This window comes from Kitasatospora sp. NPDC029312, assembly GCF_055569215.1.
In genome coordinates, this window is the sequence record NZ_JBVHXY010000010.1 from 146,421 (window position 1) to 159,232 (window position 12,812).

10 protein-coding genes are annotated in these 12,812 nt (G+C 74.9%); 8 read left to right on the top strand and 2 right to left on the bottom strand.

Features of this window, described 5'->3' with window-relative positions; translation table 11 throughout:
* The first annotated feature begins 58 nt into the window (after window positions 1-58).
* The 3 genes from ACZ4WV_RS11520 (at window position 59) to ACZ4WV_RS11530 (ending at window position 4,243) form a co-directional block, all read left to right on the top strand.
* Window positions 59-1,291: a benzoate/H(+) symporter BenE family transporter gene (locus ACZ4WV_RS11520; protein WP_465745234.1), complete on the top strand. Its 1,233-nt coding sequence runs from the start codon at window positions 59-61 to the stop codon at window positions 1,289-1,291.
* 178 nt (window positions 1,292-1,469) lie between these two features.
* The gene (locus ACZ4WV_RS11525; RefSeq protein ID WP_465745236.1) at window positions 1,470-2,702 is read left to right on the top strand and encodes a M64 family metallopeptidase; all 1,233 of its coding nucleotides are present in this window, start codon (window positions 1,470-1,472) and stop codon (window positions 2,700-2,702) included.
* 143 nt (window positions 2,703-2,845) lie between these two features.
* Entirely contained in the window at window positions 2,846-4,243 is a 1,398-nt protein-coding gene (locus ACZ4WV_RS11530) for an MFS transporter (RefSeq protein WP_465745238.1), read from the top strand.
* Window positions 4,244-4,332: 89 nt separating this feature from the next.
* On the opposite strand, the gene ACZ4WV_RS11535 is transcribed toward ACZ4WV_RS11530, so the two are convergent.
* The gene (locus ACZ4WV_RS11535; protein WP_465745240.1) at window positions 4,333-5,154 is read right to left on the bottom strand and encodes a maleylpyruvate isomerase family mycothiol-dependent enzyme; all 822 of its coding nucleotides are present in this window, start codon (window positions 5,152-5,154) and stop codon (window positions 4,333-4,335) included.
* A gap of 173 nt (window positions 5,155-5,327) precedes the next feature.
* On the opposite strand from ACZ4WV_RS11535, the gene ACZ4WV_RS11540 reads away from it, so the two are divergent.
* From ACZ4WV_RS11540 to ACZ4WV_RS11550, 3 genes are all read left to right on the top strand, one after another.
* Window positions 5,328-6,125, top strand: coding sequence for a carbon-nitrogen family hydrolase (locus ACZ4WV_RS11540; protein ID WP_465745242.1), 798 nt, complete (start codon window positions 5,328-5,330; stop codon window positions 6,123-6,125).
* A 203-nt stretch (window positions 6,126-6,328) separates the two neighbouring features.
* Window positions 6,329-7,405, top strand: coding sequence for a GntR family transcriptional regulator (locus tag ACZ4WV_RS11545; protein WP_465745244.1), 1,077 nt, complete (start codon window positions 6,329-6,331; stop codon window positions 7,403-7,405).
* 112 nt (window positions 7,406-7,517) lie between these two features.
* A complete protein-coding gene (locus ACZ4WV_RS11550) occupies window positions 7,518-8,165 on the top strand; it encodes a hypothetical protein (protein WP_465745246.1) in 648 nt (215 codons plus the stop codon).
* Window positions 8,166-8,230: 65 nt separating this feature from the next.
* Here the strand turns inward: ACZ4WV_RS11550 and ACZ4WV_RS11555 are convergent, their stop codons facing one another.
* Window positions 8,231-9,016, bottom strand: coding sequence for an SLATT domain-containing protein (locus tag ACZ4WV_RS11555; RefSeq protein WP_465745248.1), 786 nt, complete (start codon window positions 9,014-9,016; stop codon window positions 8,231-8,233).
* 366 nt (window positions 9,017-9,382) lie between these two features.
* Here ACZ4WV_RS11555 and purD point away from each other — a divergent pair, with 366 nt between their 5' ends.
* A complete protein-coding gene (gene purD, locus ACZ4WV_RS11560) occupies window positions 9,383-10,660 on the top strand; it encodes a phosphoribosylamine--glycine ligase (protein WP_465745250.1) in 1,278 nt (425 codons plus the stop codon).
* Window positions 10,661-11,181: 521 nt separating this feature from the next.
* Window positions 11,182-12,765: a M48 family metalloprotease gene (locus ACZ4WV_RS11565; RefSeq protein WP_465745252.1), complete on the top strand. Its 1,584-nt coding sequence runs from the start codon at window positions 11,182-11,184 to the stop codon at window positions 12,763-12,765.
* The last annotated feature ends 47 nt before the right edge of the window (window positions 12,766-12,812 follow it).

Sequence of the window (12,812 nt, forward strand, 5' to 3'; positions counted from 1 at the left end):
CAGGTGGGTTGAAAAGTTTTTTCGGGAGTCTTCGAGCGGGCTCCGGGATACTGCCGGAATGACGGATGAGCTGACGGTCCGACCGGAGAAGACGGCGGTCGAGGACGGGGAGCGTCGCTCGCTGCGGCGGGACGTGTCGGGGCCGGCGCTGCTGGCCGGGCTGGTGTGCGTGGCGGTGTCCTTCTCGGGGCCGCTGGTGGTGGTGCTCGCGGCGGCCGCCGCCGGGCGGCTGGACCAGGCGCACACCGCCTCCTGGATCTGGGCGGTGGCGATCGGCAGCGGGGTGAGCGGCTTCGCGCTCAGCTGGTGGACCCGGACGCCGGTGGTCACCGCCTGGTCCACTCCGGGGGCCGCGCTGCTGGTGACCAGCCTGGGCGGCTACCCGTACCGCGAGGCGGTGGGGGCGTTCCTGGTGAGCGCGGTGGTGGTGGCGCTGTTCGGGGTGACCGGCTGGTTCGGCCGGCTGATCGCGGCGGTGCCGGCGGGGATCGTGAACGCGATGCTGGCGGGCATCCTGTTCTCCTTCGGCGCGGGGATCTTCGGTGCCGTGCACAGCGCGCCGGTGCTGGTGGTGGGCGGTTTCGCGGCCTTCCTGCTGGCCAAGCGGCTGGTGCCGCGGTACGCGGTACCGGTCGCGCTGGTGGTCGGCGGGGTGCTGGCAGCGCTCACCGTGGGGCTGCCGCTGCACCTGGGCTCGGGCGGGCCGACGGTGCCGGTGCTGACGGTGCCGGCCTTCTCCTGGTCGGCCCTGGTGGGGCTGGCGCTGCCGCTCACCATCGTCACGCTGGCCTCGCAGAACGCACCCGGCCTCGGGGTGATGCGGGCCTTCGGCTACCGGGCGGACGACCGGCTGCTGATCGGCTCGACCGGCGCGGTGTCGGTGCTGATGGCGCCGTTCGGCTCGCCCGGGGTGAACCTGGCGGCGATCACCGCGGCGATCTGCTCGGGCCCGGAGGCCCACCCGGATCCGCGCCGCCGGTACGTCGCGGGGATGTCCTCGGGCGTGCTGTACGTGCTGGTGGGCAGCTTCGGCGGGGTGCTGGTGAGCCTGTTCACCGGGCTGCCGAAGGAGTTGATCGCGGTGATCGCCGGGATCGCGCTGCTGGCCTCGTTGCAGGGCAGTCTGGCGACGGCTGTCGCCGAGGAGCGCGGGCGGGACGCCGCTGTGGTGACCTTCCTGGCGAGTGCCTCGGGGATGAGCCTGTTCGGGATCGGCTCGGCCTTCTGGGGGCTGCTCTTCGGGCTGGGGACGCATCTCCTGCTGGACCTGGGGAGGCGTGCCCGGGGTTGAGGTCCGGGGAGCGATGACCGCCGCCCGAGATTGATTGGTATGACTGGCATGGTTTGGATCGTTCGGCCAGGTCGGTGACTTTTTCTTCGGCCGGTGGGGGCGACACGCCGGTCCGGGTACGTCTCCGCTCCACCACCCGGGCGACGCCGGGTGACCGGAGCCCCGAGGACGAACCCCTATGCCTTACGGCACCCCAGGCCGTCTCGTCCGGAGTCTGGCCGCGCTCGTGCTGGTGTCCACCGCCGTACTCCCCGCCGCCCTGGAGCTGGTCGGCCCGTCGCCGTTCGGCGTGATCGGGCCGGGCGCCCCGGCCGACCGGGCGGTGCCGCCGCACTCCGCGCTCCGCGCCGACCAGCGGATACCCGCGGCCGCCCCGACCTTCGACATACGCCGCACCGGGGACCCGGCCAACCGGATCACCCTGGTCCTGCTCGGCGACGGCTACACGGGTGACGAGCAGGAGCTGTTCCGCCAGCAGGCCGACAAGGCCTGGCACGCCCTGATGGACGTCGAACCGTTCCGCACCTACCAGGGCTTCTTCAACATAAGGCGGGTCGAGGTGGTCTCCCCGGTCTCCGGGATCGCCGAGACGGAGAGCCACGGCCACCGCCCCGCCACCCCGCTCGGGATGCACTTCTGGTGCGAGGGCACGGCCCGGCTGCTGTGCGCCGACGAGTCCGCCACCGCCCGGTACGCGGGGGACGGCGCGGGACCGCAGTACCTGATAGCGCTGGCCAACTCCTCGGAGTACGGCGGCGCCGGCGGCACCGGTGTGACCACCCTGTCCGGGGGCAGCCCGGACGCCGGGCGGATCATCCAGCACGAGATCGGCCACACCGTGGGGGACCTCGGCGACGAGTACGACAGCGCCCCGGACGACCCCGACTACCCGAACCTCTCCACCCTCAACGCCGACGACATGCGCCGGAAGCAGACCAAGTGGTGGCGCTGGCTGGGCGCCGAGTCCCCCGACGGCGCCGGGACCGTCGGGGCCTACCGCAGCGCCAACGGCCTCTACCGGCCCACCCCCGACTCGGTGATGCGCACCCTGGGCAGCGCCTACAACCTCCCCTCCCGCGAGGCGATCATCGAGGAGATCTACCGCAAGGTCCGGCCGACCGACGCGCCCTCGCCGCCGCCCGGCGAGGTGGCCGGGCGCCCCCGGCTGGACGTCCGGCCGGTGCCGCTGACCGGCACCCGGCAGCTGAAGGTGGAGTGGAAGGTGGACGGCGTGCCGGTGACGACGCAGGCCGTGAACGGCGGGTCGCTGGACACCTCGCAGCTGGACCTGCCCCCCGGCCGGACGGCCACCGTGACCGCGACCGTCCGGGACACCACGGACTGGGTGCGGGACGAGGCCTTCCGGGACCGCTACATGACCAGGTCGGTGTCCTGGACGGTGACCGGCTGAGAGCGGCCCGGGGGCGGCTGAGACCGGCTGGGACAGGCGGGGACCGGCTGGGCCCGTCCGGGACCGTTCGACGGCGAACCCGGCGAAGCCGTTCTCACCCCGGGCTGGGCGTCCAATCATGGGATGACTAGTCTGGGCGGACTATGACCGTGGAGCCCGCCCGCTCAGATCCGTCCCTGTCCGTCCCCGCTCCCCGTCCCGCCGTCCAGACCCCGGCCGCCGCCCAGTCCGCGACCGCCGTCCAGACCGCGACCGCCGCCGCGCCCCCGGCCGCCGCTGCACTCTCGCCGTCCGGCGGCCGCGCGGCCTGGCTCGCCTGGTCGGTCGGCGTCAGCGTCTACGTCCTGGCCGTCATCCACCGCACCAGCCTCGGCGTCGCCGGACTGGACGCCGCCGAGCGCTTCGGCATCGGGGCCTCGGCGCTGTCCACCTTCTCGATCCTCCAGGTGCTGGTCTACGCGGCCATGCAGGTCCCGGTCGGCCTGCTGGTCGACCGGTTCGGACCGCGCCGGGTGCTGTTGCTCGGGGTGGTGCTGCTCAGCACCGGTCAGCTGGCCTTCGCGTTCAGTTCCTCCTTCGCCCCGGCACTGGTCTCCCGGGCGGTGCTCGGCTGCGGCGACGCGATGACCTTCATCAGCGTGCTGCGGATCGCCGCCCGCTGGTTCCCGGCGGCGAAGAACCCGTTCGTCGCCCAGCTGACCGGTCTGGCCGGGATGGGCGGCAACCTCGTCACCACGGTGGTGCTCGCCCAGGCGCTGCACGACGAGGGCTGGACGCCCACCTTCACCGCGATCGCGCTGCTCGGCGTGGCGGTGTTCGCCCTGGTCGCGCTCTGCCTGAAGGACGCCCCGGCCACGGAGGCGCCGGTCCGGCCGGTCGAGCGCCGGGACCGGCCCGGGATCGGCCGCCAGGTCCTCGACTGCTGGCGGGAACCGGGCACCCGCTTGGGCCTGTGGATCCACTTCACCACCCAGTTCCCCGGCAACACCTTCGGCCTGCTCTGGGGCCTGCCCTACCTGGTGGAGGCCCAGGGCATGTCCCGGGCCGCGGCCGGCGGGCTGCTGACCCTGCTGGTGCTCTCCAACATGAGCTTCGGCTTCGCCTTCGGCCGGGTGGTCTCCCGCACCGCCCGGGCCCGGATGCCGATCGTGTTCGGCGTCCTCTCCGCCACCGGACTGGGCTGGGCGCTGGTGCTCTCCTGGCCGGGCGGGCACCCGCCGACCTGGCTGCTGGTCGGGCTCATCCTGGTGATGGGCAGCAACGGGCCGGCCTCGCTGGTCGGCCTGGACTACGCCCGGGCCGGGAACCCGGTGGAGCGGCTCGGCACCGCCTCCGGGATCGTCAACATGGGCGGCTTCATCGGCACGATGATCACCCTGTTCGGCGTCGGGGTGCTGCTGGACGCGCTCTCCCCGGACGGTGCCGGGGCGTACTCGGCCACCGCCTTCCGTTGGGCGTTCTGCTGGCAGTACGTCCCGCTGGCCGTGGGTACGGCGATGATCCTCAGGCTCCGCCGGAAGGTCGCGGCGGCCGCGGCCTGATCCCGTACGTCCGGGGGCCGGCGGAGCCTCGGAAGCACGCTCCCGGGCCCAGGGCCCTCATGGCCTCGGGGCCTCGGGGCCTCGGGGCGTCAGATGGTGACCGAGAAGTTGGCCAGCACCCGCTCGGCCAGCTCCTTGTCCCCCTCGACGGCCACCGGGCCGGGCCGGCCGCGCCCGCAGGCGAGCCGCAGGTAGGTCTCCCAGTCCATGGTGAGCTGGACGTCGGGGGCCAGGCTGATCGACTCGTCCACGGTGCCGCGCCCGGCGGCGTCCACCCGCACGGTGCGCAGGAACTCCACCGGGCCGGTGACGTCCACCACCAGCGTCGTCCCCGCCGGGGCGCCCGCGTCGTGGGCGACGGCCTTGGGCAGCCGCTCCAGCAGGACGTCCCGGGCGATCAGCGCCCCCGGCGCGGCCAGGTTGCCGGGGCTCTCCAGGGCCCGCCGCAGGTCCTGCTCGTGCACCCAGACGTCGAAGGCCCGCATCCGCAGCAGCTCGTGGTACGGGACGTCCCGCGCGAAGGGGCCGGCCGACCAGCGCACCGGCTCCTCGGGCGTCTGCTTGGCGTTGCGCAGCGCCCGGGAGCGGCGGATGATCGTGTACTCCAGCTCACTGGTCATCTCCAGCGCCGTGTGGCAGCGGCGCTTGTCGACCGGCAGCTCGATGTAGCGGGCGAACTCGGTGGTGACGTGGCGAAGGTCACGCGGCAGCGAGTGGATCGGGCGCGGGTCGCCGAGCAGTTCGGACTCGACCGCGATCACATGCGACACGATGTCCCGGACCGACCAGCCGGGGCACTCGGTGGCCCGGTTCCAGGAGCCTTCGGGGAGGGGGGCGACCAGCTCCGATATGGACTCGATGCTGTGCGTCCACGCCTCGGTGTAAGCCTGCACGGTCTGGTTGTCCGTCACGGGAATCTCCGGCCCTCCGTCAGCTTTCCTACGCTCCGCGCCCCGCGGCCGCGGCCGCCCGGGATGGTCCGGCTTCCGGGCGCACTCGCTAACCGCACGTTACGCTGCCGGGAGACAGCTGGGCAGCGCTTTCGGGTGATGATCGTAGGTCTCTTGCCGTGGACGGTGGTACTGTGCGCGCTTCATTGATCCAACTCGCCGTCTCGGACGCCGAGCCGCCCGCCGAGCGGCGGGCCAGGGCGGCGGCGCTGGTGCGGGCCCAGCAGGGCGCCGACCTGGTGGTCCTGCCGGAGTTGTGGCCGCTCGGCGGCTTCGCCTACGACCTCTGGTCGGAGGGCGCCGAGACCCTGGACGGGCCCACCTCGGACGCGATGGCGGCGGCCGCCCGGGCCGCCGGGGTCTGGCTGCACGCCGGTTCGATCGTCGAACGCGACCCGGACGGTCCGATCTACAACACCTCGCTGCTGTTCGCCCCGGACGGCGAGCTGGTGCACACCTACCGCAAGATCCACCGCTTCGGTTTCGACAGCGGCGAGGCGGTGGTGATGGGCGCCGGGCAGGAGATCGTCACCGCGCCCACCGACTTCGCCACGCTGGGCCTGGCCACCTGCTACGACCTGCGCTTCCCGGAGCTGTTCCGGGCGCTGCTGGACGCCGGGGCGCAGCTGCTGGTGGTCCCCGCCGCCTGGCCGGCCCGGCGGCGCGAGCACTGGACGCTGCTGGCCCGGGCGCGGGCCGTGGAGGAGCAGGCCTTCGTGCTGGCCTGCAACACCGCCGGCACCCACGCCGGGGTCGAGCAGGCCGGGCACAGCATCGTGGTGGACCCGTGGGGCCGGGTGCTGGCGGAGGCCGGGGCGGAGGAGGAGGTGCTGACCGTCGAGTTCGACCCGGCCGAGGTGGGCAAGGCGCGCGAGGAGTTCCCGGTGCTGCGCGACCGACTGCTCGGCATCCCGGCGCCGGTCCAGCGCTGAGGCCGGTCCGGCGCTGAGGTCGGTCCGGCGGGTGTCGCCGGCCGCCGCCGGGCCGGTTGCCGCCGGGCCGTCGCGCGCTTCCCGAGGGTTGGTTCGTACCTGCTCCCGACCGGTTTGAGAAGATGAGCACTCGTCGTGTTCCCTGCCGCTCGTCGGCCGGTCCGTCGCGGGTCGGCACGGCGGCCCGCCCGAGGAGGTCTCGCATGTCCGGCAACGGCGCAAGCGACACCCCCCGTCCCGTTATCCACCGCAACAGCCTGCGCGAACAGATCGCCGGGGCGCTGCGCGAGGAGATGATGGCCGGCCGGTTGGCGGCCGGCCGCAACTTCACCGTCAAGGAGATCGCGGAGCTCTACGGCGTCTCCGCGACCCCGGCCCGCGAGGCCCTGGTCGACCTCGGCGCCCAGGGGCTGCTGCGGGCCGAGCACCACCGCGGCTTCACGGTGCCGGAGCTGTGCTGGGACGACTTCCTGGAGATCTTCGAGTCCAGGGTCCTGCTCACCGACAGCTTCTACCGCCAGTTCGCCGCCCGCCGGGCACTGCCCGACCTCACCCGGCTGCCCTCGCTGCGCCGCCGGGCGGACGCGGCGGTGCGGGCCGCCCGGGTCGGGAACCTGGACGTGATGGTGGGCTGCGACCGCCGGTTCTGGCAGGAGGTCTCCGCCCTGCTCGGCAACCGCCGGATCGGGGACTACCTGGACTGGCTGCGGGTGCAGTCCTGGATGTTCGCCGCCCCCTACCTGCGGGAGATGCCCACCCTGGGCGGGGTCTGCTGGGATCGCCACCAGGACCTGGTCGAGGCGATCGGGGCCGGCGACCTCGACGGCGCGCACCGGATCGTCTGCGAGTACAACCTGTTCACCGTCCGGCTGCTGGCCGATCTGGCCGGGCGCCCGCTGGAGTCGGTGACGGTGCTCGCGCTGCTCACCGAGGGCGCCGCGGCGGAGCCGCCGGTGCCCGCCGATCCCCCGTCGCCGTCATCAGAGCCGTCGTCAGCGCCGTCATCGGCGCCGTCCTCAGAGCTGCGGTCGGGGCCGTCGGCTCCCGGGCAGCTCGCGCCGGAGCCGGGGCCGGCCGGGGCGGGATGGACGACCGGCGCGGGGCGGCCCCGGCGGAGCGAGGAGGTCGGCCGGGAGCTGGGCCGGGAGCTCGGCCTCGGCCTCGGCCTGGTGCCGCAACCGCGCTGGGCGCCGCACGGGCGGTTCGGCCGGCGGCTGCCCGAGCCGCCCCCCGAGGCTCCGCAGGGCCGGCCCGGTCCGCACCCCGCGCCGGGCCGGTAGGGTGGCGGGCGTCGAACCCGCTGCCCGGGCAAGGGCCGTCCGGGTGCCGACCGCCCCCGTCGTCGCCCCGCCCCGCGGGCGATCCCCGCCGTCCGGAGAGGAACTGCCGGCCATGGCCTGCGACCTCTGGCTCGTCCCGCTGGTGGACGTGCTGAGCCACAGCCCCGACAACCCCTTCCGGGACGACCTCGCGCTCTACAACGCGGCGCTGGCCTCCCGCGGGCTGCCCCAGATGCCGGTCTACCAGTACGTCCCCGGGCTGAGCGGCGCGGTCGAGCCGATAGCCGCCTTCGACTACGACTCGCTGCACTTCCTGCGCCGCGCCTACCTGCTGGGGCTCACCGGCCTGGACATCACCCCGGTCGACTCGCTCGGCGGCGACTACGAACAGTTGCTGGAGATGTTCGAGACCAGCGCCGAACAGTCGCACCTGGTCTGGCACTTCGACCACGCCGGCGCGTACGTGCCGATCGAGTTCGCCACCCCGCTGGTGGACGAGACGCTGCTCGCCTCCGGCGGCCCGCTCGGCTCCAGCCATGGACTGCTGCGCGAACTGCAGGCCGTGGCACCGGCGCTGGGGATCGACCCGGTCAACCCGCCGGACCCGACCCGCCCGCTCAGCCCGACCGGCCTGGAGCAGCCGTTCGGGCCGCCGATCGACGACGTGCACCCCTTCGCCCGCGAGCGCCACGCCTGGTCGGGCCTGTACGCGGCGGCGACCCGCAGCCTCGCCCAGGGCTCGATGATCGTCTTCGCGTAGCGCGCCGCCCGGGGAACCGGCACCGCGGCCGGTCCGGTGACCTCCGCGGCGGCCGGTCCGGCGGGCTACCGCAGCGGACCCTCCGGCGGCCGCTGGCGCGGCATGGTGGGCCGGGTGCCCGGCGGCGGCAGCACCCGCACCTGGGCGCCCACCCCGGCTTCGGTGCGCCCGCCCCAGGCGCCCGGGGACTGCGTCGGCAGCTGGGTCATCGAGGCGCGGAACTCCAGCATCCACTCCGAGGTCTCGGTGCGGACCATGTCGGAGACGTCCTCGCAGAACCGGCGCAGCACGCCCAGGCAGCGTTCGGCGGCCTCGCCCGCGGTGCCCTCGGTCGGGCCGAGCACCTCGCGCACGCACTCCGACGCCCAGTCGAACTGGAAGGCCTCCAGGCGGCGTTGCAGGGCCTGCGCGGTGGAGACGTCCCGCATCCAGCCGGAGGTGAGGCCGAAGGCCCGGTCGGCGCCGTAGCAGGCGACGGAGAGCGCGAGTCCCACGTAGCCCCAGCCGGCACCGTGCGAGAGGGCGCCGGTCAGCTCCACCAGCGGGGCGGTCACCCCGCCCACCGCGAAACCGGCCGTGCCGAAGCGCAGCAGGCGGGCCCAGCGCCGCTTCCAGATGCGGTCCCGGCGGTACCACTCGATCGCCTCGACCGCCCGCTCCTCGGACCAGCGGTAGAGCTCCTCCAGCCGCTCGGCGGGCTCGCCCCAGTCCCCCAGCGGGAACTGTCGGGTGCTCAGATCGGTACGGCGACGGGTGGAGGCCTGGGGTACGACGGCGGCGACGGGCTGGTCCTCCTCGCCGATCTCCTTGCCCCAGGCACTCTCCTCGGGCTGCATTTCCGGCTGGCTCACCTGTGGGGCTCCCTGTGGCGGGCGGGCGGCTTGGTCTGTCGGCGCATCGGCTGACGTGGCGTCTGCCGGTGGTTGTCCAACAGCACTTCTTACCGCCAAATGGCTGACCATGGGGGCCTTCCACGGTGATCGTTATCGGTTTCGGCCACCGGAACCCGAGGTGAGCGGGTTGCGGGGGGCGGCGGAATTTCACCCGTCCGAGCGAGGCCGCGGTGACCGTTCGTCCTGACCCGGACACCCGGCGCGCGCTCCATCCCCGTCGTCTTGGAGGTTCCTCCTACGTCGTCGGCGTACGGAGCTCTTCTGCTGGATGATCCGACGGGACCGGAGCGCGGCCGGAACGGGCCACCGACTACGCTGCCAGGCGTGAAGGTCCTCGTCATCGGCGGCGGCGCCCGCGAACACGCCCTGTGCCGCTCCCTGTCCCAAGATCCCTCCGTGACCGAGTTGCACTGCGCCCCGGGCAATGCCGGGATCGCCGGCGTGGCGACGGTCCACCCGGTCGACCAGCTGGACGGCGCCCGGGTCGCCGAGCTGGCCCTGCGGCTCGGCGCCGACCTGGTGGTGGTGGGCCCGGAGGCACCGCTGGTGGCCGGCGTCGCCGACGCCGTCCGCGCGGCCGGCGTCCCGGTGTTCGGCCCCTCCGGCGCGGCCGCCAGGCTGGAGGGCTCGAAGGCCTTCGCCAAGGACGTGATGGCCGCCGCCGGCGTGCCCACCGCCCGCTCCTACGTCTGCACCACCCCCGAGGAGGCGGCCGCGGCGCTGGACGCCTTCGGCGCGCCGTACGTGGTCAAGGACGACGGCCTGGCCGCCGGCAAGGGCGTCGTGGTCACCTCCGACCGCGAGGCCGCGCTGGCGCACGCCGCCGCCTGCATGGGGGCGCCTCCCGGCCGTCAAGGCCGGGGGAGCGTGGTCATCGAGGAGTACCTGGACGGCCCCGAGGTCTCGCTGTTCGCGATCACCGACGGCACCACCGTGCTGCCGCTGCAGCCCGCGCAGGACTTCAAGCGGGCGCTGGACGGCGACGAGGGCCCCAACACGGGCGGCATGGGCGCCTACTCGCCGCTGCCGTGGGCGCCGGCCGGGCTGGTCGAGGAGGTCCTGGAGACCGTCCTGCAGCCGACCGTGGACGAGCTGCGCCGCCGCGGCACCGAGTTCTCCGGCCTGCTGTACGCGGGCCTGGCGCTCACCTCGCGCGGCACCCGGGTGATCGAGTTCAACGCCCGCTTCGGCGACCCGGAGACCCAGGTCGTGCTGGCCCGGCTGCGCACCCCGCTGGCCGGCGTCCTGCTGGCCTCGGCCACCGGCTCCCTGGACCAGCTGGAGCCGCTGCGCTGGGACGAGGGCGCGGCCGTCACCGTGGTCGTCGCCTCCGAGGGCTACCCGGCCGCGCCGCGCACCGGCGACCCGATCGAGGGCCTGGCCGAGGCCGAGGCGGAGGGCACCGCCTACGTGCTGCACGCCGGTACCAGGGCGGACGAGGACGGCCGGGTGCTGAGTGCCGGCGGCCGCGTCCTGTCGGTCACCGCGACCGGCGCCGACCTGGCCGAGGCGCGCGACCGCGCGTACGCCGCGGTGGAGCGGATCTCCCTCAAGGGCGGCCAGCACCGCACCGACATCGCGCTCAAGGCGGCCACCGGGTAGTCGTACACCTTTTCGAGGGCGCTGCCCCGGCGGGAATCAACCCACTGGGCGCAGCGCCCTCGGCGTTTCCGGTGCAGGGGCGGTTCCGTCGGCGGCGCACCGTTCGGCGCCCGGATTCCAGCCCATCGGGTGACAGCGACCGCATCCGGCTGACGTAACCGGGCGCTCGGCCTTATGGTGCGCTGGATCGCAGTGCGACGGGGCCGTGCGCCGGGGTCGCCGCCGGGTAGCGGCGCGGCCGCGGGGGGATGCTGGACGGCGTTCGGCCGGGCGGTCGCCCGGGTGCTTCGCACCGGTCCGGTCACAGGCGTCCGGAATCCGGGCGGCGTCACCGGGACGAGTGGAAACCGGATCGATCCGGAACGTCCGCCCGGACCGGGGCGTCGAAAATGTCAGTAGCGCCACACAGCATGCACTGCCGGGATCGGACACCTCCGCTTCCCGGTCGGAACTGATCGTTTCGAGTCGGCTCAGGGCCCGTCACCGGGCTCCCGAGGGCTCCGAAGGGGGTGCCGCACCGTATGGCTGCTGTCGACACCGCGCGCGCTCACGCCCAGGCGGTCCTGCGGGTCCGAGGCCTGGCCCTGGCCGCCGCCGTCCTGCCCGCCGCCGTCGCGGTGGTCCTGCTCGCCGGCCGGTTCACCGGGCGGATCGGTGCGCCCGGCGCCCCGGACGCCGCCGGTTGGGACGCCGCCCGCTGGGCGGTCTGCGCGGTCGCCGCGCTGGCCCTGCTGGTGGCCGGGCTGACCGCCGGCGCCTACCGCCGGGCCGTCCCGCCGCAGACCCCGGCCGTCCCGGTCGCCCGGGCCGAGGCCCCCGAGCTGTACCGGCTGATCGACGAGCTGGCCGACCGGCTCGACGTGCCCGCGCCCTCCGCGATCGCGCTCACCCCGGACTGCGACAGCTGGCTGGAGGACCTCCCGCCGGTGCGGCGGTCCGCCACCCTGCGGCCGCACCCCGCGCCGCCCGCGCCGGTCCTGGTGATCGGCTCGCCCTTCCTGTGGTGGATGCGGGCCGGCGAGCTGCGCGCCCTGCTCGCCCCCGTGGTGGCCGGCACCGGCGCCTCCGCCGATCCGGAGATCGCCGCCGCCCGCCGCTTCCTGCGCAGCCTGGACGCCTGCCTGGACTCCGGCGCGGGCACCGCCCCCGGCCTCGGCGGCGGCGTCCTGGCCGCCCCGCCGCGACCGCCCCGCCGCGGTCCGGCCGCGCTGGCGGACCGGGTCACCCGGCGGATCACCCGCCGACTGCTCGGCGCCTGCCGGGGCCACTCCGCCGAACTGGAGCGGTCCGTCGCGGGCTGGGCCTCCGAACACGCCCGGACGGTCGACTACGGCCTGCGGATCGCCGCCCAGGAGCAGGTGGGCCTGGCCTACGCCGGCTGGGACCGGCTGCTCACCCGGGTCGCGCTGCCCGCCTGGCGGCTCGGCCGCCACCCCGCGCACCTCAACGCCGGGGTGGCCGCCGCGCTCACCGAGCTGTCCCGCCGCGACCGGCTGGCCGACGGCTACGGCAACCGGCTCGGCGACCGCCCCGCCTGCGACCTGCTGGAGGAGCCCGGCACGGTGGACCGCGCCGTCTCCCGGCTCGCCGCCGAGCTGTTCTTCGGCCGCCCGCCGGCCGGCGCCTGGCACGAGCTGGAATGGCCCGACTACCCGGCCGAGGTGGTGGACGCCGGCTGGCGGTCCCGCGCCGCCGCCCTGCAGTCCGCCCTGGACCGGCTCGCCCCGCAGGCCCGCCCCGGCGCCCCCACCCTCACCCGGCTGCTGGTCCGGCTCGCCGAGGGCGACGGCGAGCAGCTGGCCGCCGCGCTCGCCGCCCAGCTCGCCCGCACCACCACTCCCGCGCCGGTGCTGGAACCCGACCGCACCGGCCGGGACCTGCTGGTCGACCACGTCACCGCGATGGTCTGCTGCGCCGCCGTGGACACCACCGGCGGCGCCCCCGGCCTGGACTGGCTGGACGGCCCGGTGCTGCTGCTCGGCGGGGTCCGCCGCACCGACCTGGCCGGCCCCGTCGCCCAGGCCGTCGAACAGGGCCAGGACGGCCCCCTGCGCTCCTGGCTGGACGCCGCCGGGATCCGCCTGGAGAAACCCGTCCGGCTGTGACGGACGGGACGGCGCTCAGCGCCCCGCACGCGCCCCCGCCAGGGCCC